The organism is Legionella septentrionalis, assembly GCF_003989745.1.
Classification (GTDB): domain Bacteria; phylum Pseudomonadota; class Gammaproteobacteria; order Legionellales; family Legionellaceae; genus Legionella_A; species Legionella_A septentrionalis.
The window spans coordinates 1-22,114 of the sequence record NZ_RZGS01000009.1 but is presented as its reverse complement, the minus strand read 5'-3'; the positions used below and the strand labels follow the sequence as shown (position 1 = coordinate 22,114).

The following is a 22,114-nucleotide window of genomic DNA, read 5'->3' as shown; positions in this document are numbered from 1 at the left end:
TTTGTGCAGGCGCCAAGCGTTTGCACAAATTTAACCCTCATGGTTCTCTTTCAGCATTTTCTGCACTGCCTTTGCTTCATCTTTATTTTCGCGGAATAATTCATCCAAAGTAATGCTTAATTTCTCCTTTAATTCCTGATCCGTTTCCCTAAGATGTCGATGCCAACGTTTCGCGATCGGTGAATCCGTTGAAATTAATGCATCTACATGCGGGAAGCGGTAAGGTAACAAACGGATTAAGTCATAAAATGTTAGATAAGATAAATCCCTGCTTAAAATATAATGGCTGTCTGACGTTGTCTGAATGAGTTTTAAATTCGAGAGTATAGCCAACATTTTTCCTATATCGACGCAAAAAGGCTGGCTGCTGATATTGATTAATTCATCCAATGTCACGCTTCTACCTTGCAATTGTTTGCGCCAAAGAATGTGTAGCCATAATAAGGCGTGCACAAAACCATCCAGAGGCATACCCTGTCGTCTTTGATGATGTACAGAAAGGGCATAGCTGATTTCAGCCCCAATTAAAATGATGACCCAAACCCAATAAACCCACAGGAAAAAAAGAGGAATGATGGCAAAAGCGCCGTATAGCAATTGATAGCTGCCGTATTGAGTTAAATAGTGGCCGAAAGCATGTTTAGCCGATTCAAATAATAAGGTTGCCACTAAAGCGCCGTAAAACCCATGAGTGAAGCGCACCTCGCAGTTGGGTACTACCACATAAAGAAAGGTAAAACCCACTAGAGATAATAAAAAAGGAATAGAGCTTAATAAAAAGGGCGCGTAATAGCCTCTAATTAAAGGCATGGAAAAAAAATAAGAACTGGCGGCCAGGCTTAATCCCAATAAAAAAGGGGCCAAAGATAAAATACCCCAGTACAGAAGGAAAGCTGAAGTGCCCTGGCGAGGCGAACTAACTCGCCAAATTTTATTCATGGAACGCTCAATGGTATACATCACCAACAAGGCAGTAATAAATAGAAAAATAACGCCAATTGCTGATAATTTGGACACTTGCGTTGCAAACAATTGTAAGTAATTCTGAATTGCTTTCCCTGTGGCTGGTACAAAATTCTCAAAAATAAAATCTTGCAAAGGGCCTGAGAAACTTTGAAAAACTGGAAAGGACGATAATACCGCAAATCCAACTGACATCAGCGGCACGATAGCCAGCAAGGTGGTAAAGGCTAGAGCCGAGGCGCGGTAGGTGCAATCGTCTTCAATAAAATGATTCACTACGAATTGAATGAAGAGTTTTGCTTCTATAAATTTTTCTGTGATTTTTTGTTTCAAATTCGCGTAATGAACCATTCTGACGTGCTTGCGTAAATAGGTATTACTACATTTTTTAGTGCAAAATACAAATATATTCAAAAAGTCAGCAAGATAGGAAATTAAGGCTTACAGTTGCCATTTGCCTGGCAGAAGTTGTCCTGTAAGATAGAAGAGGTAAAAACTAGGAGTTTTAATTAACACACTTGGAGACGCTTATGTCAGGGATGAAACGAGTTTTATATTGTCTGGGTGCGTGTTTTATGTTGGGAGCAAGCCATGTTTTGGCATGTACAGGTTTGCAGCTCAAAGCACAGGATGGCGCGTTTATAAACGGCAGAACCGTCGAGTTCGGCATTCCCATGAACCTTTCCGGACTGGTTATATCGCGAAATTATGAATTTACCGGAACGCTTCCTGAACAAGCATCTGGCTTGCGTTACCGCGCCAAATATGCGGCAATTGGTGGCAGTGCATTTGATGAAGCTTCAATTTTAGACGGTATCAATGAAAAAGGTTTATCAGCAGGCATGTTTTATTTTCCAGGATATGCTTCATACACGGCAGTTACCCCGGAAAATCAAAGTCGAGCCTTGGCCCCGACCGAATTCATTACTTGGGTCTTAACGCAATTTGCAACTGTGGATGAAGTTAAGCAAGGTATTAACACCATTGTTATTGCTCCCACCGCGCAAAAAAATTGGGGTGGTGTACCGCCATTTCATTACATCGTTTATGATAAAACTGGTAAAAGCATTGTAATTGAACCTTTAAACGGGCGATTAACTGTTTGGGATAATCCTATCGGCGTTATCACCAATTCGCCGACATTTGATTGGCACTTAACCAATTTATCTAATTACATGAACTTGTCTCCTTTTAATATTCCTTCTAAAAACATCGGTGGGTTGCAACTTAAAGAATTTGGGCAAGGAAATGGCTTGCGCGGCTTGCCGGGAGATTTTACGCCTCCCTCCCGATTTGTGCGCGCGGCACTATATTCCGCAAGTGCCTTACCCATAGCGACTGCTGAGCAGGGGGTGTTTAATGTTTTTCATATTTTAAATCAATTTGATATTCCGGTAGGTGCTGTCCGCGCTGAGGAAAATGGCAAAATGATGGTGGAAAATACTTTAGCGACTACCGTTAAGGATCCGCAAAATCTCAAGTATTATTTTAAAACGTATGAAGATCAATCTATCCGGGTCATTGATTTGCAACAGTTTGATTTGAACAGTAAAGAGCTGATATCGATTAGTTTCAGCGGCAAGCAAGCGGTTACCGATGTGTCAAAAAAGGGGATTCCGCTGCAAAAATCTAAAAAAATCAGCAATTAGCAGAATAATCTCCCAGGCTTCCTCTTTTGCAAATGACGATAAGGCGGGGAGGTAAGCCCATCCAGTTTTGCTTGGATACAAAAATCAGCCTGCATTGATTATGATCACTCTGCTATACTGTGATCATCATTTTATTTGGTTTGCCAGAAGTTATTCCTATATCAGTGTTCTTATGAGACTATCCGCAACGACAAATATGGATTAGTGAGTGTATGCATGAATAAGCCGTATGTATTGGTTTTATACTATTCCCGCAGTGGCTCCATTGCCCAACTTGCGCAATACGTCGCCCGCGGCATAGCGCATGTAGACGGTATTGAGGCGCGCATCAGGAGCGTGCCCCCGGTGTCGGCAACGTGTGAAGCTACCGAGAAAGCTGTACCAGATGCGGGAGCTCCTTATGCTTCGCTGGAGGATTTACGCAATTGCGCCGGCCTTGCTTTAGGAAGTCCTACACGATTTGGTAATATGGCAGCACCTATGAAATATTTTGTGGATAACACCACGCCTTTATGGTTATCCGGTGAGTTAGTCGACAAACCCGCTTGTGTTTTTTCTTCTTCAGCCTCTATGCATGGTGGGCAGGAATCCACGCTGCTTAGCATGATGCTGCCTTTAATTCATCAAGGAATGATTATGGTGGGTCTACCCTATACAGAGGCTGCTTTGAATACAACGCATACGGGAGGTACTCCCTATGGGGCAACCCATGTAGCTGGTGTAAATAATGATAATCCATTGAGTCAGGATGAAATAACGCTGGCAAAACGGCTTGGGGAGCGAGTCGCTCGCGTTGCCTTACAAATGAAAAAATAGTGATATGAAAATTATTAGTTTTAATGCAAATGGTATTCGCTCTGCTGCACGCAAGGGCTTTTATGATTGGTTGCATAAGCAAGAAGCCGATTTTGTCTGCATTCAGGAAACCAAGGCGCAAACAGAGCAATTAAAAGATGATCCGCTTTACTATCCGTGTGACTATTTTTGCGACTATTTTGACGCAGTTAAAAAAGGTTACAGCGGTGTTGCTATTTACGCCCGCCAAAAACCACAGCAGGTTGTTAAGGGGCTGGGATTTCCTTTCTGCGATGAAGAAGGCCGCTATATACAATTTGATTACCCTAAATTCAGTATTATTTCCTTGTACATGCCTTCAGGAACCAGTGGTGAGGTGCGGCAAAGCATTAAGTTTGATTTTTTGGTACGTTTCGCCAGGCATTTGCAGGAATTGAAAAAAACAGGGAAGGAGTTAATTATTTGCGGCGATTATAATATTGCTCATAAAAAAATTGATTTAAAAAATTGGCGAGGTAATCAGAAAAACTCAGGGTTTTTACCGGAAGAGCGGGCTTGGATGGATGAATTATTCAGCAGCATGGGTTTTTTTGATGCTTTTCGCTTGCACAATCAAGAAGAAGAACAATACACCTGGTGGTCTAACCGTGGACGTGCATGGGAAAAAAATGTAGGGTGGCGCATCGATTATCAAGTCATTACTGCCGGTTTAGTGGAGAGTATTGCTGCAGTGGATATTTATCGTGCCACGCGGTTTTCCGATCATGCACCCTTAACGATCGAATATCATGGGGAGTGGTATGCTTAAAATAGCAAGCTGGAATGTGAATTCACTAAAAATTCGCCTGGAACAAGTCTTATCTTGGCTCAAAAGCTCGGAAGTGGATATTTTAGCCTTGCAGGAAACCAAGCTCATAGATGAACAATTCCCCACGTTTGAATTTCACAATCAAGGGTATCATGTAGCTTATACAGGCCAAAAAACTTACAATGGCGTTGCAGTCATTAGCCGTAAACCGATTGAACAAGTAACCATTGAGGTTCCGGGTTTTATGGACCCACAGCGCCGCATGCTGGCAGTTACCATTGCTGGAATGCGCCTTATTAATCTTTATGTACCAAATGGCAGTGAAGTCGGTTCCAGTAAATACCAATATAAGTTAAATTGGCTGGAAGTCATGACTGGATTTATTCAGCAAGAATTAAAACATTACCCGCATTTGGCTGTTGTTGGGGATTTCAACATAGCTCCGGAAGATAAAGACGTGCATGACCCCTCTGTTTGGGATGGGTGTGTAATGGTTAGTCCCCAGGAACGCAAGGCGTTTGCCGATTTAGCGCTTTTAGGTTTGCATGATAGTTTCCGCTGCCTGCACCCGGAAGAGCAAGCGTATACGTGGTGGGATTATCGGACTGCCTGCTTTCGGCGTAACAGGGGGCTGCGGATCGATCACATTTTGCTGAGTGACAAATTAAGGCAGCATTGTTTGGAAAGTTGGATCGATGTCGAACCGCGCCGAGCTGAGCGTCCCTCTGATCATGCGCCTGTATGTGCTAAACTAAGTGAACTGCAATTACATTTGCTTTAAAACCCCATATCTGTTATTGTTTTGCGTTATTTGTGGAGTATGGTGCCTGGCAAAGGCATGGTATTGACCGAGGTGGGGCTGTGTCATTGTACCGTGCAGATCAGGTGGCGATACTCATTTATCATGTCATAGAGAGTAGTATTATGAAAGCTTCGATTCATCCTGAGTACACAACCATCAACGTAACTTGCAGTTGCGGTCATTCATTTGAAACTCGTTCTACTTTATGCAATGATTTAAGCATCGAAGTGTGTGCACAATGCCATCCTTTCTATACCGGAAAACAAAAGCTGGTAGATACCGGAGGCCGAGTACAAAAATTCCGCGATCGTTACAGCAAAGATCGTCGCGGCAATTAATTCATTATTCAATAAAAAACAAGATCATATACATTGGCGCATTTAAAATGCGCCTTTTTTTTGCAATAAAAACTATTCATCCCTAAAGAATTTCTATATGATTTTTTTCTGGATGACTTGAAACGAGAGTAAGCACTTTGGACAAAGATGATTTAAAAAGCCGTGCGTTGCAGTACCACGAATTTCCCACGCCCGGAAAACTGGGGGTGTATGTAACCAAATCCACAAATTCTCAAGAGGATTTATCATTAGCTTATACACCGGGAGTAGCTGAGCCCGTGCTGGCTATTGCCGAAAATCCGGAAGACGCCTATCGCTACACTGCCAAGGGCAATTTAATTGCGGTAATGACCAATGGTACTGCCGTACTTGGCTTGGGGGATGTGGGGCCGCTGGCCAGTAAACCCGTTATGGAGGGAAAAGCGGTTTTATTCAAACGTTTTGCCGGCATTGATGTTTTTGACATCGAAATCCATGCAAACGAACCGCAGGCATTCATCACCACAGCAAAAAATATCGCCCCAACTTTTGGTGGCATTAACCTTGAGGATATTAAGGCTCCGGAGTGTTTTGACATTGAAAAAGCCTTAAGCGAACAATTAAATATTCCTGTGTTTCATGACGACCAGCATGGTACAGCGATTGTAGTCGCGGCAGGGTTGCTAAATGCCCTTGAGCTGCAGCAAAAGAAACTGTCGGAAGCGCGCATTGTCTGTATCGGTGCAGGAGCCGCTGGCATTGCTTCCATGCGCTTGTTGGTGGCGTTAGGCGCAGATAAACGCAATATGTTTTTATTAGACAGCCGCGGTGTAATCCACACTGGCCGGGATGATTTAAATATTTATAAACAAGCATTCGCGCAAACAACCGACAAACGCACGTTAGCCGATGCTCTGGTCGATGCCGATGTCTTTATTGGCGTAGCAAAGCCTGATTTACTAAATGCCGATTTATTAAGTTTGATGGCGCCCAGGCCGATTATTTTTGCTTTATCCAACCCAAATCCTGAAATAAGACCTGAATTGGCTTTAAAGTTATGCGATGATTTAATTATTGCAACAGGCCGAAGTGATTACCCAAACCAGGTAAATAACGTATTATGTTTCCCATACATTTTTCGCGGCGCATTGGATGTGCGTGCTACCTGTATCAATCAAGCCATGCACGTTGCCGCGGTGGAAGCGATACGCCAATTGGTGCATGAACCTGTTCCACAAGAAGTTAAAGATAATTATCCTGGTGTAACGGATTGGGAATTTGGACCGCAATATATCATCCCCAAACCGATTGATCCCAGGTTGCGCGAGCGGGTTTCGGTTGCCGTAGCAAATGCAGCAATTGCAAGTGGCGTAAGCAGAAAGAATGCTTTGTAGCTTACCCATAGAACTCATACGTAAACCTTTACGTTAAGGAGCTTATTTTGTCTACCAGCAATAAACGCTATCAATTAGTAGGATGGTTAATCTGTAGTTTAGGTGCGGTGTATTACGCTTATGAGTATTTTTTGCGCATATCCCCCAGTGTAATGGAAACTGAATTGCGCAATCATTTTAATTTATCCGCCGCAGGTTTTGGCTTTCTATCCGCTTTTTATTATTACGCTTATGTTCCTATGCAGTTGCCTGTAGGCGTGCTCATGGATCGTTTCGGTCCACGGCGCTTGCTGACTATCGCCTGCCTAATTTGCGTAATAGGTACGTTTATGTTCGCAGGGACCACTTCTTTTCCAATTGCTGCTGCAGGGCGCTTTTTAGTGGGGTTAGGTTCGGCATTTGCTTTCGTTGGCGTATTGAAATTGGCCACGCTTTGGTTGCCTGAGAATAAATTGGCTATGGTGGCTGGTATAGCTACCGCCCTGGGAACTATAGGGGCTATGATTGGCGACAATTTACTGGGATATATGGTGTCCTGGCTGGGATGGCAAAAAACAGTAAACTTTACTGCAATTTTTGGTATTGGACTCATCGTGGTGCTGTGGTACGGCATACGTGATCAACGGCGTACCCAGCAAGTGAGCGGTACCATAGACAGTTTCCGGCGCAACATGGTTGATTTAGGGATCATTGCCCGGAACAAGCAAATTTGGATTAATGGTTTGTATGGATGCCTGGTTTATTTGCCTACCACTGTATTTGCAGAATTATGGGGGATTCCATATCTGCGCCATGCACATGGCCTCACTGAAGCGGGCGCGCATTTTGCCAACTCACTGCTTTTTTTAGGATTTACAATTGGGGCGCCGCTTGCCGGTTTTATTTCCGACACGCTTAAAAAACGTAAACCACCGATGTTAATAGGTGCTGCCGGAGCAGCCTTGATTATGATGGCAATCCTGTATACCCCGGGGCTAACGCAGCATTGGCTGAATGCATTAATGTTTTTACTGGGCTTGCTTTATAGCGTACAAGCGATCGTGTTTGCCGTGGGGCGTGAACTTAGTCCAAAAGAAGCGGCAGGTACCGCTATTGCCATGACCAATATGATCGTTATGATTGGCGCCATGTTTTTACAACCGCTGGTGGGCCAGTTATTGATGTGGAGTTCCCAGTCGCGCGCAGCAAATCTGCCTGAACAAGCATTGCATTTAGATAAAATGCAACAATTCTACACAGCAAATGATTATCAATTCGCTATGACTATCATTCCCTTGGGAATTTTAATAGCCGCTGTTTTAACCTTTTTCTTAAGGGAAACTTATGCACACGCTGACACAAATGCTAGAAAATAAATCCATAAAGAAACAAATTTATTTCGGTTGCTTGGTTTGTGCGATAGGAGCTATTTTTTATTGCTATGAATTCGTGCTGCGGATTATCCCAGGGGCATTACAAAGTGAATTAAGTGCGGCTTTTGGACATATTTCTGCCACGACATTTGGCCAGCTGTCTGCTTTTTATTACTTCGCTTATTCCCCCATGCAACTACCGGTGGGCTTGCTCATGGATCGGTTCGGCCCGCGTCGCCTGCTGACATTTGCCTGTCTGTGTTGTACCGTGGGTTCTTTTATGTTTACCTACTCTTCTTCAATTGCCATAGCAGGTAGCGGCCGTTTTCTTGTAGGTTTTGGTTCGTCGTTTGCATTCGTAGGCGTATTGTCTTTGGCTATGCATTGGCTGCCACGGCGTTATTTTTCTCTGGTAGCCGGCTTAATCACTACGTTGGGCATGTTGGGATTGGTTTACGGCGAAGTTAAAATAACCGAAATGGCTGTTTCCATGGGGTTGCAGCATGTATTGTTTATGATGGTTGTTTTTGGCGGGGTACTGACTGTTCTGATTTTTCTCATGGTGCGAGATGGGCCAGGTGGATTTCAAAGCAAGACGCAACCTTTACCGGAATTTTTCCGCAATGTCATGCATGTGCTGACGTCGCCGGAAGTGTGGATCATCGGATTTGTGGGAGCCTGCCTTTATACTTCGCTTTCTGTATTCGGCGAACTCTGGGGGAAAACTTATTTGGAGCAAGCGCACCACCTGACTAAAGTAGAGGCAGCACATACGATTTCAGCCATGTTTCTAGGCTGGGCTGTGGGGGCGCCAATTGCCGGGTATTTTTCCGATCGTAGCGGCCGGCGCGTATTGCCTTTAGTATTAGGCGCCTTCATGTCCCTGATTTGCATTAGCCTCGTTTTATACTGGCCCGGATTGTCTTATGTTGCGTTAAATATTTTGCTTTTCCTCTATGGGGTATTTAGTGCGACTGAAATTATTGTTTTTGTCATGGCTAAGGAAAATAGCGGCGCCAAATTATCAGGAACAGTATTTGCTGCTACCAATATGATAGTTACTTTGGGTGGAGTGATTTTCCAGCCGTTGGTAGGTAAATTATTGGATAAGTTCGGAGATAGTGGCGTCGTAGGCGGGGAGCATATTTACACGGTTGTGGATTACCAGGTCGCTTTATCCATTCTTCCGTTGTCTTTATTGATGGTCATGATTGCTGCTTTTTTCTTAAAAGATCACAAGTTTTCTCAAAATTAAGTATTTGCTGGATGCAGGCGTAAGTTGGGTTTCCTGCATCCCCGCATCATTTATTGCAAGCAATTTTCAACAAAGGCTTAGGAATTCAACAGAGTTCACAGGATAACCCTTAAATTATTTAAGGTAGACGCATTCTGTTTATTGCAGAAGATTTCTTCTTAACGAAAAACAGCGAGCAACTCTTTCACCGGGAGCCGATTTTTTCCATTCCGATTAATTGAGCGTTTAACGGAAAATGAAATAATTTCTGCATGCTGGTAATGATGCCGCGTGAATTCCGTATCATGATTGGAAATAATTACAGTAATACCTTTTGTAGCGCTTTCCATGGCTAATTTGGCCAGCAGTATTTGCTCAGTTTGGCCAAATTTTTTATGGATATAGGAAGAAAAATTGGTGAGCTGGTGGCGCGGGGCATAGGGAGGGTCGCAATAAATGACATCGCCTGGCTTCGCCAAAGCAAAGGTTTTGCGAAAATCAGCATGAATGAAATGAGCCATTTGGCTTTTATGATGAAAGAAAATCATTTCCTCGCGTGGAAAATAAGGTTTATCGTAACGGCCGAAAGGGACATTATAAATCCCTTGTTTGTTATAACGGCATAAGCCATTGTAGCCATGGCGGTTTAAATACAAAAAAATAGCTGCCCTTAAGCGTGGGTCATTTTCCTGATTGAATATTTGTCGTAGTGCATAATATTGAGAGGCGTAATTGTTGTCCGGGCAAAAAAATTGCTCGCAATAAGCAATAAAAGTTTCACCTTCTTTTTGCAAGCATGAAAACAAAGCAATTAAATCCTTATTTTCTTCAGCAACCAAATAATTCGGATAGTTTGAATTGATAAAAATTGCTGCCGAGCCAGCAAATGGTTCGATCAGCCGGTTTGCGGCAGGTAATGACATTAAGATCTGCTCAAGACAATTGTATTTATTTCCGGCCCATTTTAAAAAGGGTCTTATTTTTTTTGTCATATAGCGTGCGGGAAACCTTGTGTTTGTTTCTGCTGCAATATTACTGCATCATAAAAAAAAGACCAGGGATTTCTGGATTTACATCCTTCCTGGTCAAATAGGAGAAATATTTGGCTTACTAGCTGAAATTGCTTGCAATATAAAGCAGTACCACGGCTGTTAATCCTATCAAAGCTAAGGTGATATTCCCGCCGGGAATGAATACCTTATCCCCTGTACTGGTTAAGGTCGCGCTTTTTCGGCCGCGCCATGCCATAACTACGGGTAAGAGCAATAACAAGATAACGCAGCAAATTCCAGCATAACTTAAAGCTTGCAAATACACGCCAGGGTTAAATAATACCACGAGAAGCGGGGGCAGGAAGGTTAACCCCAAAATGCAATGGCCTTGTTTGCCTGCTTTTTGTAATTTTAAGCCATCAGCCAGGAAGTCGAATAACCCCAAGGAAACACCTAAAAAAGCAGTGATCATGCAAATTGATGTGAAAAAGCCAAAGAAGCCACTTATCCATTTACTATGGATGGCTTCGCTCAAGGCATTCATTAAACCACTGGTCGCATGATCGCTATTCATTAATACCACTAATCCATTACTGCCTTCACGTTGAATGACGCCCATAATGATTGCTTCCCAGACAATGTAGCAGCCTAACGGTATCAGGGAGCCAAAGAGGATGACTTTTCTTAAAGAAGTTATATCGTCCTGAAAGTATTCACGTAAGCTCGGCACAATTGAGGCAAAACCAAACGATGTAATTAAAATCATAAAGCTGCCTGCAATTGCAGGCATTGAGCCCCCTTGCCAAATAGTGACATCGATGTGCGGGCTGATAATCAACACCAACAATAGGTAGACGCCGAGTTTCCCAAACATGAGCCCGCGGTTCACATAATCGACGGCCCGGATCCCTTTATATATGATGAGGCTGAACAAGACAGTAAATAACAGCGAAGTACCCCAATTAGGCAGTTCGATACCGGCCTTGTGCAGCAAGCCGCTAAAGACATCTGTTCCGCCGGAGATATAGGCGGCAAGCAGGGTATACAGTAAGAAAAGATAAGTCACCCAAGCAATGATTTGTCCTGGGAGCCCTAAAGTGGCTTTTGCCATGGAAACCATATTGCTGCCGGCAGGAAGGCGAAGATTTACTTCAAGGATCAGTAAGGCGCCTGCAGTCATGATTAACCAGCATAATACCAAGAAAAAGATGGAAGCCGTAATGCCTGCAGCTGCGGTAGATACTGGTAATGCCAGCATGCCGCCCCCAATGGAGGTACCAACGATTAATAATATGCCGCCAATGAGTTTTGAGTTTGCCACAGTTTGTCTCTTTTGGTCAAAAATAATCCAACATGATAATTTAAAATGCTAAATAAGTCAATATGATCCTTTAATCAACGTGCCATAAGGCTTTGCCATTAAGCATAACCAGGTTGCATTAAGAGCTTAAGGCTGCAACTAATAATGCAACTGAACAGATTAAAACAAAAAATTGCGTGGTTTTACCGCCAGGTACTATAAACGGCGAGTTAAATTTTTTCCGACCCGCCAAAGACATAAGAACAGGCAGCAACAGTAATAAAATAATGCAAAAAAAGCCGGCGTAGTTCAAAGCTTGCAAGTATGCACCTGGATAATAAATTACCACCAGTAAAGGCGGTAAGAAAGTCAGCAAAAATAAGCCAAATCCTTCTTTGCCGCGTTGTGCAAGGTTTAATCCATCGCCTAAAAAACTGATAAGACATAAGGATACGCCCAAAAAAGCAGTGAGCATGCAGATCGACGTGAAAAAATGAAACAGCGATGAAATGATGGAATTGTTTACCGTATTGCTTAAGAAAGCAGCCAGAGAACTCGTAGCGTGTTCATCATGCAGGAGTTCTTTAAGTCCCCCAGCTCCTTCAGCCGGCAAGCTGCCCATGATCACAGCATCCCATGCTAAATAACAAATCAATGGGATGAGAGAACCTATAAAAACTACTTGTTTCAGTGCGCGAACATTATCATTAAAGTATTCGCGCAAATTAGGCACGATGATAGCAAAGCCAAATGAGGTGATTAAAATCATGACGGTGCCGGTGATGTAGCGGTAATCTCCTCCGGCAAAATATTGTGGTTTAACGTAAGGTGCGATAAGCAATACCAAAATTAAATATACCCCAAGTTTGGCGAACATCAACCCGCGGTTTATTAAGTCGACCTGACGAATCCCCCCATAAACGATGAACCCAAAAAACAAGGTAAATAATACAATTAATTGCCACTCTGCAATGTGGATATGCAGCATTTGCAATAAACTGCCCAATACATCTGCACCGCCTGAGATATAAGCAGACAATAGGGTATATAGCAGAAACAGGTAACTGAGCCAAGCGATGAGTAATCCCGGCTTGCCCAGCGTCGAGGTAGCCATGGAAACCATATTTTTACCTGCAGGAAGATATAAATTAACTTCGAGGATAAAAAATGCGCCTAACGTCATTACTACCCAGCATAGAAAAAGAAAAAGAGACGATTGCCAAAAACCGGTCGCGGAATTTGCTACCGGTAATGCCAACATGCCGCCGCCAATTGAGGTACCGACAATGAGAAGAATCCCACCAATAAATCTTGAACGCATGGATAAAATGGTAAAGTAACGAAGGGAAATGGTATCAGAACTCGATTTAAGCGACAAATTTAAACTTTAAGATTTAAATTTGCTGCAAATCCTGAATCATCTGCATAATTGTTATTGAGGTTAACCGGGCTTTTTAATGCCCATAAGCCTATGGCAGTGAGAAGAATACCAATACCGAGCAAAGAAAGACCTGCGGCAAAACCCACCGGGAAGGAAAACAGCATAGCGGCAGCGCCTCCTAACATAACGGCAGGTCCTAATGATAATAAAATCAATCCCAGGTTGTTAGAAAAAGAAGAGGGGCGAGCCGCGGGCAAGGGTTGTTTAATTGGAGTGGGGCTGATTGCGGAAGGAGAAGGAGATTTTTGCACGAAAAATGTTAGGTTTGTTTGCGGTGCTTGTGCAAGAGACACGGTAGGTGATGATGGTTTAACCGAATCCGCTGGTAAGACGTTTGTAGAGGTTGAAAGTTTATTCTCTACTGCAATAGTTGTTTCAAGGCTTTCTGGCAGTTGCGTTTCTTGTTTGGTTTCTTTTTTCTTTGGTGGTTCTGCTTTAAGAAGCTGCAATAATTCTTTTGAAAGAGCGCCCTTTGTATTTTTTTTATAGACGGTGCCGTAAGCAGCTAGCGCAACAAGATTGGCGAGACAGTAAAGCCAGCAGGTCTGGGATTTAAAAGGCTGCTGCTCACCCGCAATAAAAGTGATTTTATCGGCATGTTGTTGTAAAAAAAGATTATTCTCAATATCCGGCTTTGCGGTAATTCCAGCTTGGTTCACAGTCCTGGAATCCGTGATGATAATTTTTTTAAGTTCGCCGGTTTCATCCATTTGCGCGAATAAGGCATGCCAATGAGCATATTGCGCGGTAGAGTACAAACGCATGTGGCATATTACTGCATGTGGTGTTTGATTGGCTAATATGGTGTTTGCGAATTCATCTTCTTGGTGAACATGTAAAATAGTCAATTGTTCATCATATTGATCGCAGCTGAATATGGGCGTAGATGAGGAGTTTTGCCTTTCTGCAAGTTTGGTGTAGAGCTGCTGGAAAATTTTTTCCAATTCTCGCGGGACGGAGGAATTATCCAAAGCGTCAATAAAACCTAAGGGGCTCTCGCGAGCGATCTGATCAGATAGGGTTGGCATGGTTCATTCTGAATAAGAAGTAACTTATTATAGGCTAAAAGTTTATTTTTTTCAAAAAAAATACATTGTGGAGAAAAATTATCGCAATATGCTGAATACTTTGGATTTGGGAGCAATGCTTGCTGGAGTCACCCATTGTATTTCTATGCGGCGGTTATAAGCGCTGCCATGAATTAAATTGTTATCTCCAATGGTATGCTTGTCGGCATAGCCTTCAGGATGCAGGCGTTGCGCCGGAATATCATTGGCCCACAGAAAGGTTAACATGGTTTCTGCCTGCGCTTGTGATAACATTTTTTTGTGATGTCGGGAACCTACATTATCAGTGAAAGCCGCTACATAAATTGGGCTGCAATCATAAAGTTTAATCAAGCGAATGATGTTGGCTAACCCTGGATAACAGCGGTCGTCCAAACGTGGACTGTTGAATTGGAAATAGCGATCCGTGGGGACGATAAGGGTCATTGTATCCCCATATTTCACGAATTGAATGTCTTGATTTTGCAACTCTTTAAGTAAGGTGCGTTTGCTGGCTTTTTGATAACCTGCCATGGTTCCGGCCACGCCGCCGATCACTGCTCCTACTCCTGTACTTCCTGCTAATGCCCCAGCCAAAGCACCGAATCCAGCACCAACACCGGCACCTCTCGACATGTCTCTTAGCGCACGTTTGTCTTCGCGAAAGTTATTATAAGGAGGATGATAACAACCGTTTAGAAAGAGAGAAAAAACACTGATGAGTGCTATGAAACCAGAAGATTTAACTGGCATTTTAACTCCTGTAACGATTAATCGTGCGATTTCTCAGTCAAGAATTTGCCGCGACACTAAATCTTACATTATCAAGCATCCTTGCAGTTTTCGCAAATAACTTAAGTTTGATGGCGTGTTTTAGTTTAAAAATGCAGTATGATTTTGATATTTAAGTAGAATTGATTTGTAAAATCCTCACTGCTATCCTTTTTATTTGCTTAATTAAGGATTGTTTAATCTTGTCGGAATCATCGAAACTAAGTCCAAGCATGTTTTCTTTATCAGTGGCAGCGCTTGGAGTGGTATTTGGGGACATTGGCACCAGTCCTCTATACGCTATGCGTCAGTCGTTAGATGGTTTACCTATTAATCTGGCTGACGTGTTAGGGGTGTTGTCGCTTATTTTTTGGTCGTTGATTGCAATAATTTCCATTAAATATTTAATTATTTTATTTCGTGCAGACAATGATGGTGAGGGGGGTATTCTGGCTTTATTGGCCTTGCTGAAACAATTTATAGGCAATCGGGCTAATTTGGCATTTGCAATCGGCATTTTTGGTGCTGGTCTATTGCTGGGTGATGGCATGCTGACGCCTGCCATTTCAGTGTTGAGTGCCATCGAGGGCTTACATGTGATTGTCCCCTCCCTGTCTGATTGGGTTGTCCCGTTAACCGTAGTGATTTTAATTTTATTATTTTGGTTTCAATCTTTGGGCACTGCTAAAATTGGCATTGTTTTTGGACCCATTCTTCTCACCTGGTTTTTAACCCTGGCAGTATTAGGAGTTATCCAAATCGTACAAAACCCTGTGGTGCTCAAGGCAATCAATCCCTGGTATGCATATGAATTTTTTCATCTCAATGGCTGGCATGCCTATACGTTGTTAGGCGGCGTATTTCTGGTCGTAACGGGAGGCGAAGCTCTTTATGCCGATTTGGGACATTTTGGCAAAAAACCTATCCGTTTGAGCTGGTTTATCATTGTCTTGCCTGGCTTGCTGCTTAATTATTTTGGCCAGGGGGCTTATTTGCTAAATCATCCTGCAGGCATTGTAAATCCTTTTTACATGCTGGCCCCGGAAGGTTTCTCCTTGCCTTTGCTGATATTAGCCACCATGGCTACCATTATCGCTTCGCAAGCAGTTATTACAGCAACTTTTTCTTTGACCAAACAGGCTGTTCTTTTAGGATTGTATCCGCACCTGCCTATTATCCAGACTTCGGGGATGCGAAAAGGGCAAATTTATATCCCGCAAGTGAATCTGGTTTTGGCGGTAGGAACCTTGAGTTTAATTTTTACATTTAGAAATTCAAATGCTTTGGCCCATGCCTATGGGATTGCCGTTAACTTGGATATGCTGTTGACCAGCATGCTGGTTGCTTATTTAGCCATAAAAAAATGGAAATGGAATTTATTACAAATTACCTTGCTGTTTTCCTTTTTTGGAGCCATTGATTTAGCTTTCCTGGGAGCCAATTTGCAAAAATTGTCTACGGGAGGTTGGGTACCCATTGTTTTTGCCCTGACTTGCGCATTCATCATGTATACCTGGTATAGCGGCAGACGTTATTTACGCAAGGCTTATTACATGAAAAAGGAAGAACTCTCGAAAATTTTAAAACAATTCGATTATAAAAGCCTCAATAGGCTTCCCGGGGTTACTGCAATCTTTATTACTGATATTTATGATAAAAGCGGAGGGACATTTCTACATTTTCTAAAACTTAACCGCACCTTACCAGAATATATTTTGATCGTGAATTATACAGTAGAAAATATTCCTTATGTATCATCGCTAGATCGTTTTGAAATTAAATGCTTAAAACCAACGGTTTGCGAATTGACGTTGCATTATGGCTTTATGGATACGGTTTCCATACCGCAAGCTTTATTTGTAGCGCATGATCGAGGCATCCTGCCTTTCCCTCTCAATATTGATAATGCTACTTATCTTTTAGAAATCCCAAACGTAGTTGCTTCACGTAAGCAAAGAACGTTGTGGTTTTATTGGCAAGAAAAATTATTTGCGTTTTTAGTGCGCAATTATTCTGCCAATTTAAATATAGAATTTTATCAATTGCCGTTTAATCGGACTATTGCAATGGGTACGTATTATTTGATTTAAGACTGATAGACAATCCTGCATCATTTGGCTGCTGCAATGCCCGGCAGTTTCTGCCCAAAGTGTGCTGCGGTAAAATAATTTGCACATTTATTCCTTTAATCGTTGGGCTGGCTAATGCATTGTGCAGATAGTCAATAAGTGAAACTTCCACTGTTTTGCCATAATTTGAAGAAGCTTGCCGAAACACTAAAGTCCCATTTTTCCAGAATGCAAAACCTAAGTGAGAAATATTAAGACACGTGCCAATTTCTTTGCGCAAGTCCCAATTGGGGCGCACGATTTCAATAATTGCACCATTAGGGATTTGTTTAAATAAAAAATCGTTTGCTCGGCCGGTGCGATCGAATAATGTAGTTAAGGGAATATAGGGCACAAAGGATTTAACCACACTAAGCTTGTTTCCTTCGTGTTTCAAGGCATCTAATCGTTTGTTAAGTTCAGTTGCATCTCCCTTAAGGCGCAGGTCGTCTACCGTAAAATGCTGATACCAGCCTGGTTTGTTAATGAGCGCATATGCTATTTTTGCTACCGGTTGATTTTTTTTGTTTTTAAATTTGGTTGTAATGTCTTTGATAAAACCCTGCTTCTGATTGTTTAAATTCCAGTCTACCGAGGTAAAGTGATTGCGGGTAATGAAGGAAATTTTCCCATTCTGATAACGAAGTTTGCGTAAACATTGGTTAAAAGTTTCAAGGTCAGGGGAAAATGCTATGGCAAGCACCGTCTCGACATAAGTCAGGCAATCAAAGGCGTCCGTACGATACAGCGGATTTTGGTCGTAATCCCCCTGGCTCCCTTCTCCCAACGCACCGAGCAGGTAAGGTTTATTTAGGAATTTAGCACTGATTGCATCGATGCGTTTTAGCATATCTAATTTCGGCGTTTTATGCAGAGTATGGTATAGTTCTGCAATCACTTGTTGTGCTTCGGATTCATATTCATTTTTTGGCGCAGCAAAAAGCGTTATGGATAACACCATAAAAATACCAACGATAATCCATTTTAAAAAAGATAAAAAATTCATTTGATTTCCATTAAAATTATAAATTTACGCAGAGCGCATCATGACAATCAGCTGGTGATGATAACGTGCCTGTCCCGCGGAGGGAATAATGCTGAACGCAATTTGGTTAGGAATGATTTTTTTATCGGTCATTGTAGGTATTCTGCAGGGGCGCTTGGATAATGTTGTAAATGCGGTCACGGATTCTGCAAAACTGGGGTTTGAAATTGCTCTGGGCCTGGCAGGGATTATGACTTTATGGCTTGGGATCATGAATGTGGCTTCAGAATCCGGATTAATCAACATCCTGGCGCGCTGGTTAAGGCCCATTATGAAACGGCTTTTTCCAGACGTACCAGCCGAACATCCTGCCATGGGGGCTATGATACTTAATATCGCTGCAAATATGCTCGGCCTTGCCAATGCTGCTACACCCTTTGGACTGCAAGCCATGAAAGAGTTGCAACGCTTAAATACCCATATCAATACAGCGACTCATTCGATGTGCATGTTCCTGGCCATCAATACTTCCAGTGTGCAATTGATCCCTGCAACAGCGATTGCTTTTCTTGCCGCGAACGGGAATTTGCATCCTAGCAATATCATCATTACATCGCTGCTTGCGACTTCTTTTTCTACACTGGTGGCGATCGTTGCCGCCAAGCAATTTGCAAAATTGCCTCGCTATCGAAAAACTGAACTCGTGGATACAGAATGAATGCTATAGCCAATCAAATATCAAATGCCCTCTTTCTTTTATTTATTGTGGGGATCCCACTTTATGCCGTGACTAAAAAAATTAATGTTTTTGATTCTTTCATTACTGGGGCCAAGCAAGGATTTGAAACCGTAGTAACCATCATCCCTTATCTGGTGGCGATGATCGTAGCAATTGGCATGTTGCGGGCTTCGGGTTTCTTTGAGCTACTGCATGGAGGATTGGCCCCTCTCTTAAGTCGCATCGGCATGCCTCCGGAACTATTGCCGTTGGCTTTAATACGCCCATTTTCAGGCAGTGCATCCACAGGTGTTATGGCAGAATTAATACATGAGCACGGCGGTAATTCATTTATTGCCAAAACAGCAGCCACCATGATGGGCAGCACGGAAACGACTTTTTATGTCGTCGCAGTGTATTTTGGCGCTGTAGGCATACGCCGCACCCGGTATGCAATTCCGGCCGGTTTGTTGGCGGATTTTGCTGGCGTTGTCGCTGCAATTTGCGTATGTCGCTATTTCTTTGCAGATTAATCAATGTATATTAAGCGGTGCGGGCAGATTTTTTATTGGACGCTAACTGTGCTTCTTCATAGAGTTTCATTTGTGCGAATAAGGCCAGGGCGTGTGCTTTAAAAGCTGCCATTTCGCGTGCGGGAATCGGGGATGCTCTTGGCAAATCCACGGTAGTTGGGTTTTTAGGCTGCTTATTAATGTGAAACTCATAATGGCAGTGTGGACCTGTGGCCAACCCCGTCTGGCCTACGTAGCCAATAATCTGACCTCGTTTTACCCGATCACCTCGAGATAATCCTTTTTGAAATTTGAGCATATGGCCATATATTGAACTATGATTTTGGTCATGTTTAATTTTTATCATATTACCATAACCATTTTGCCGGCCAATGCTTTCAATGCGCCCATCGCCAATGGCTCGTATCGGGGTGCCGATAGGGGCTGCCAAATCAACTCCTTTGTGCGGTCTTCGCCTTTTTAAAATGGGATGATATCGCGATAGGCTGAATGTCGAGCTGATATGGCTGAATTGCACTGGATAGCGGGAAAATGCTTTCTTTAAACTGGTTCCTTGCGGGGAGAAGTAATCATAATCCCCATTTGCTCTTGTATGCCGAATGGCTTGATGGGTCTTGCCGCGGTTGGTATAGCTTACTGCAACAATGTCACCGGTATTTACTAATTTATTTTCGATAAAAAAAGCTTTATAGACGATAGTAAACTGATCGCCCGCGCGAACTTCTTTACTGAAATCAATTTCCCATTTAAAAATTTCAGTCATTTGCTGAATCAGCTTATAGGGAATGTTCTTGCGTTTGGCTGTGCTGTATAACGAACCTTGGATGGTTGCCGTGACGTAATGCTCATGGCTATCCATTTTTCGCGAATTGATTTCGCTTTTATACTGGTTACCTTGTTTTGCAATGGTTAATGATTTTATCTGATCCAGAGGGACTATCATTTTTTCAAGTGCATGATTGCGAATTAAAATTTGTAATTGTTGTTTCGCTTTTAAATTAGCCAGCGCTTTTGCATGCGGATTATTGTATAAAATAGCTTGCAGGGTTTGTGGACTTAAGCCCAAGCGTTTGAAAATACTGGATAAGGAATCCCCGGGCTGTAGGGTGATAATCTTCCATTCCTCTTCCGTTGTTGCAGCAACGGTAGTTTGTTTATTTTGAGTCTCATGTACTGCGGTGTTAACGCTTTCGGTAATGGATTCCTCTTCCTCTTCCGATTCATCCACTAATTCTTCCATTTTAGGCAAGCTTAAGGTTTTATTAGTATAAGTGACTGATTTATGTCGAAAAGCCTTAATTATAAAATAAGGCAATAGCAATATTGCAGATAAAATAATGATGACTAGCAGCTTGGAGGGCTTGGCAGGTTTGGGAGGTAAGACTTTTGGTTTAAGATCCATGTTGTGCCTTTACTGCTATCATCTAAAGTACGCAATCACATCAGAACTGCAGGAAATTGAAAAAGTTTTAAATAAATGCTTTTTCAGTCCCTAGCAGGAACGAAATATCCGGGCTAAGATACCCGCTGTAACAAGTTAGGTCAACATTAAAAAGGTTTTGGTGTCATGGTAATTGAAAAAACAGCATATAATGAATTACTTCGCGGTTGCGAAGAAATTTTGCCTGCACAAGAGTTGGAAAAAAAGCTGCAACAAGGTAAGTCCTTAAAAATTAAAGCAGGTTTTGATCCAACAGCCCCCGATCTGCATCTGGGCCATACCGTATTACTTAATAAATTGCGCCAATTCCAGGAATATGGCCATGAAGTAATTTTTTTGATAGGTGATTTTACGGCAATGATTGGTGACCCTACGGGTAAAAATGTCACCAGGATGCCATTAAGTCGTGAGCAGGTGTTGGAGAATGCACAAACTTACCAACATCAGGTATTTAAAATTCTCGATTTTGAAAAAACAACGGTCGCGTTTAATTCGCAGTGGCTCAATCGCATGACAGCCGTTGATTTAATTCGTCTGGCTGCAACGCATACGGTTGCTAGAATGTTGGAACGGGATGATTTTCACAAGCGTTATACTGCAGGACAACCCATCGCCATTCATGAATTTTTATATCCATTATTGCAAGGTTATGATTCCGTTGAGTTAAAAGCCGATGTGGAATTGGGGGGTACGGATCAAAAATTTAACTTGCTCATGGGGCGGGAGTTACAAAAGCATTTTCATCAAGAGCCGCAGGCTGTCATGATGTTGCCGTTGATAGAAGGTTTGGACGGCATTAAAAAGATGTCTAAATCATTAGGTAATTATGTAGGCATTAATGAACCGGCCGATGCGATGTTTGGCAAGCTCATGTCAATTTCCGACGAATTGATGTGGCGCTACATTGATTTACTGAGTTTTAAAACCGGTGCAGAAATAGCGAAAATCAAACGAGCAGTCGTGGAAGGATTAAACCCGCGCGATGTCAAAATTGATTTCGCAAAAGAAATTGTGGCGCGTTTTCATGATAACGCCCAGGCTGAAACTGCCCATCAAAACTTTATTGAGCGCTTTCAAAAAAAATTAGTTCCTGAGGATTTAGAGACAAAAACGATTAAATGCAACAGCGAAACAACAATAGCGCAAATTTTAAAACAAATTGACTTGACTAAAAGCACATCAGAGTCTATACGTTTAGTTAAACAAGGTGCTGTAAAAATAGACGGGGAAAAAATTTCTGACCCTGCGCTAATTCTACCCATCGGAAGTACATTCATCATTCAGGTAGGTAAACGCCGCTTGGTAAAATTAAGCGTCCAAGCCTCTGATTAAAAAAATTTGAATTTTTTTCAAAAAGTGTTTGACAAAGGGCGTTAGATGAGTAGAATACGCACCACTGCCTGAGATTGGCGAGTTCCTTAAGAAGATAGAAGACAAACTGTGTGGGCGCTTTGAATAGCGAAGT

The 22,114-nt window shown here is 42.4% G+C and carries 20 protein-coding genes; 12 read left to right on the top strand and 8 right to left on the bottom strand.

Going from position 1 to position 22,114, the window contains the following annotated elements; all coding sequences use genetic code 11:
• Positions 1-30 precede the first annotated feature (30 nt).
• On the bottom strand, positions 31-1,314 hold the full coding sequence (locus tag ELY11_RS04655) for a YihY family inner membrane protein (RefSeq protein ID WP_127032610.1): 1,284 nt from the start codon (positions 1,312-1,314) through the stop codon (positions 31-33).
• Between the two features lie 179 nt (positions 1,315-1,493).
• Between ELY11_RS04655 and ELY11_RS04650 the strand changes: the two genes are divergently transcribed.
• The 8 genes from ELY11_RS04650 (at position 1,494) to ELY11_RS04615 (ending at position 9,335) form a co-directional block, all read left to right on the top strand.
• Positions 1,494-2,612: a choloylglycine hydrolase family protein gene (locus ELY11_RS04650; protein WP_126954470.1), complete on the top strand. Its 1,119-nt coding sequence runs from the start codon at positions 1,494-1,496 to the stop codon at positions 2,610-2,612.
• A 216-nt stretch (positions 2,613-2,828) separates the two neighbouring features.
• Entirely contained in the window at positions 2,829-3,428 is a 600-nt protein-coding gene (gene wrbA / locus ELY11_RS04645; RefSeq protein WP_126954471.1) for an NAD(P)H:quinone oxidoreductase, read from the top strand.
• 4 nt (positions 3,429-3,432) lie between these two features.
• A complete protein-coding gene (locus tag ELY11_RS04640; RefSeq protein WP_126954472.1) occupies positions 3,433-4,215 on the top strand; it encodes an exodeoxyribonuclease III in 783 nt (260 codons plus the stop codon).
• The gene (gene xth, locus ELY11_RS04635) at positions 4,208-4,996 is read left to right on the top strand and encodes an exodeoxyribonuclease III (protein WP_127032609.1); all 789 of its coding nucleotides are present in this window, start codon (positions 4,208-4,210) and stop codon (positions 4,994-4,996) included. The genes ELY11_RS04640 and xth overlap by 8 nt, the downstream gene beginning before the upstream one ends.
• A 143-nt stretch (positions 4,997-5,139) precedes the next feature.
• A complete protein-coding gene (rpmE, locus tag ELY11_RS04630) occupies positions 5,140-5,355 on the top strand; it encodes a 50S ribosomal protein L31 (RefSeq protein WP_126954474.1) in 216 nt (71 codons plus the stop codon).
• Positions 5,356-5,492: 137 nt separating this feature from the next.
• Positions 5,493-6,728, top strand: a complete 1,236-nt coding sequence (locus tag ELY11_RS04625; RefSeq protein WP_126954475.1) for a malic enzyme-like NAD(P)-binding protein — start codon at positions 5,493-5,495, stop codon at positions 6,726-6,728.
• A 47-nt stretch (positions 6,729-6,775) separates the two neighbouring features.
• A complete protein-coding gene (locus tag ELY11_RS04620; RefSeq protein WP_126954476.1) occupies positions 6,776-8,083 on the top strand; it encodes an MFS transporter in 1,308 nt (435 codons plus the stop codon).
• Entirely contained in the window at positions 8,061-9,335 is a 1,275-nt protein-coding gene (locus ELY11_RS04615) for an MFS transporter (RefSeq protein WP_126954488.1), read from the top strand. Before ELY11_RS04620 ends, ELY11_RS04615 begins: the two co-directional genes overlap by 23 nt.
• Positions 9,336-9,493: 158 nt before the next feature.
• Here the strand turns inward: ELY11_RS04615 and ELY11_RS04610 are convergent, their stop codons facing one another.
• From ELY11_RS04610 to cmpA, 5 genes are all read right to left on the bottom strand, one after another.
• Entirely contained in the window at positions 9,494-10,306 is an 813-nt protein-coding gene (locus tag ELY11_RS04610) for a Dam family site-specific DNA-(adenine-N6)-methyltransferase (RefSeq protein ID WP_126954477.1), read from the bottom strand.
• Between the two features lie 118 nt (positions 10,307-10,424).
• On the bottom strand, positions 10,425-11,627 hold the full coding sequence (locus ELY11_RS04605; protein ID WP_127032608.1) for an amino acid permease: 1,203 nt from the start codon (positions 11,625-11,627) through the stop codon (positions 10,425-10,427).
• 118 nt (positions 11,628-11,745) lie between these two features.
• Positions 11,746-12,927, bottom strand: a complete 1,182-nt coding sequence (locus tag ELY11_RS04600; protein WP_127032645.1) for an amino acid permease — start codon at positions 12,925-12,927, stop codon at positions 11,746-11,748.
• A gap of 59 nt (positions 12,928-12,986) precedes the next feature.
• Positions 12,987-14,075, bottom strand: a complete 1,089-nt coding sequence (locus tag ELY11_RS04595) for a hypothetical protein (RefSeq protein ID WP_127032607.1) — start codon at positions 14,073-14,075, stop codon at positions 12,987-12,989.
• A gap of 78 nt (positions 14,076-14,153) precedes the next feature.
• The gene (gene cmpA / locus ELY11_RS04590) at positions 14,154-14,846 is read right to left on the bottom strand and encodes a C-OmpA-like family protein CmpA (protein ID WP_126954480.1); all 693 of its coding nucleotides are present in this window, start codon (positions 14,844-14,846) and stop codon (positions 14,154-14,156) included.
• Between the two features lie 251 nt (positions 14,847-15,097).
• On the opposite strand from cmpA, the gene ELY11_RS04585 reads away from it, so the two are divergent.
• The gene (locus ELY11_RS04585; protein ID WP_126954490.1) at positions 15,098-16,954 is read left to right on the top strand and encodes a potassium transporter Kup; all 1,857 of its coding nucleotides are present in this window, start codon (positions 15,098-15,100) and stop codon (positions 16,952-16,954) included.
• On the opposite strand, the gene ELY11_RS04580 is transcribed toward ELY11_RS04585, so the two are convergent.
• Positions 16,923-17,978, bottom strand: a complete 1,056-nt coding sequence (locus ELY11_RS04580; RefSeq protein WP_127032606.1) for an N-acetylmuramoyl-L-alanine amidase-like domain-containing protein — start codon at positions 17,976-17,978, stop codon at positions 16,923-16,925. The genes ELY11_RS04585 and ELY11_RS04580 overlap by 32 nt on opposite strands.
• 88 nt (positions 17,979-18,066) lie before the next feature.
• On the opposite strand from ELY11_RS04580, the gene ELY11_RS04575 reads away from it, so the two are divergent.
• Together ELY11_RS04575 and ELY11_RS04570 are read left to right on the top strand one after the other, a co-directional pair.
• Positions 18,067-18,675 carry a nucleoside recognition domain-containing protein gene (locus ELY11_RS04575; protein WP_126954482.1) on the top strand — a complete coding sequence of 203 codons (609 nt, stop codon included), beginning with the start codon at positions 18,067-18,069 and terminating at the stop codon, positions 18,673-18,675.
• On the top strand, positions 18,672-19,208 hold the full coding sequence (locus tag ELY11_RS04570) for a spore maturation protein (protein WP_126954483.1): 537 nt from the start codon (positions 18,672-18,674) through the stop codon (positions 19,206-19,208). Before ELY11_RS04575 ends, ELY11_RS04570 begins: the two co-directional genes overlap by 4 nt.
• 10 nt (positions 19,209-19,218) lie before the next feature.
• Here the strand turns inward: ELY11_RS04570 and ELY11_RS04565 are convergent, their stop codons facing one another.
• Complete coding sequence (locus tag ELY11_RS04565) at positions 19,219-20,610, bottom strand: peptidoglycan DD-metalloendopeptidase family protein (RefSeq protein ID WP_126954484.1); 1,392 nt, start codon at positions 20,608-20,610, stop codon at positions 19,219-19,221.
• 165 nt (positions 20,611-20,775) lie between these two features.
• Here ELY11_RS04565 and tyrS point away from each other — a divergent pair, with 165 nt between their 5' ends.
• A complete protein-coding gene (gene tyrS / locus ELY11_RS04560; protein ID WP_126954485.1) occupies positions 20,776-21,981 on the top strand; it encodes a tyrosine--tRNA ligase in 1,206 nt (401 codons plus the stop codon).
• Positions 21,982-22,114 lie beyond the last annotated feature (133 nt).

Bases quoted from the DNA above. Each gene is read 5' to 3' on its own strand.
- ELY11_RS04655 (WP_127032610.1), bottom strand. From the start codon at position 1,314: ATGGTTCATTACGCGAATTTGAAACAAAAAATCACAGAAAAATTTATA.
- ELY11_RS04650 (WP_126954470.1), top strand. From the start codon at position 1,494: ATGTCAGGGATGAAACGAGTTTTATATTGTCTGGGTGCGTGTTTTATG.
- wrbA (WP_126954471.1), top strand. From the start codon at position 2,829: ATGAATAAGCCGTATGTATTGGTTTTATACTATTCCCGCAGTGGCTCC.
- ELY11_RS04640 (WP_126954472.1), top strand. From the start codon at position 3,433: ATGAAAATTATTAGTTTTAATGCAAATGGTATTCGCTCTGCTGCACGC.
- xth (WP_127032609.1), top strand. From the start codon at position 4,208: ATGCTTAAAATAGCAAGCTGGAATGTGAATTCACTAAAAATTCGCCTG.
- rpmE (WP_126954474.1), top strand. From the start codon at position 5,140: ATGAAAGCTTCGATTCATCCTGAGTACACAACCATCAACGTAACTTGC.
- ELY11_RS04610 (WP_126954477.1), bottom strand. From the start codon at position 10,306: ATGACAAAAAAAATAAGACCCTTTTTAAAATGGGCCGGAAATAAATAC.
- ELY11_RS04600 (WP_127032645.1), bottom strand. From the start codon at position 12,927: ATGCGTTCAAGATTTATTGGTGGGATTCTTCTCATTGTCGGTACCTCA.
- ELY11_RS04595 (WP_127032607.1), bottom strand. From the start codon at position 14,075: ATGCCAACCCTATCTGATCAGATCGCTCGCGAGAGCCCCTTAGGTTTT.
- cmpA (WP_126954480.1), bottom strand. From the start codon at position 14,846: ATGCCAGTTAAATCTTCTGGTTTCATAGCACTCATCAGTGTTTTTTCT.
- ELY11_RS04585 (WP_126954490.1), top strand. From the start codon at position 15,098: ATGTTTTCTTTATCAGTGGCAGCGCTTGGAGTGGTATTTGGGGACATT.
- ELY11_RS04580 (WP_127032606.1), bottom strand. From the start codon at position 17,978: ATGAATTTTTTATCTTTTTTAAAATGGATTATCGTTGGTATTTTTATG.
- ELY11_RS04575 (WP_126954482.1), top strand. From the start codon at position 18,067: ATGCTGAACGCAATTTGGTTAGGAATGATTTTTTTATCGGTCATTGTA.
- ELY11_RS04570 (WP_126954483.1), top strand. From the start codon at position 18,672: ATGAATGCTATAGCCAATCAAATATCAAATGCCCTCTTTCTTTTATTT.
- ELY11_RS04565 (WP_126954484.1), bottom strand. From the start codon at position 20,610: ATGGATCTTAAACCAAAAGTCTTACCTCCCAAACCTGCCAAGCCCTCC.
- tyrS (WP_126954485.1), top strand. From the start codon at position 20,776: ATGGTAATTGAAAAAACAGCATATAATGAATTACTTCGCGGTTGCGAA.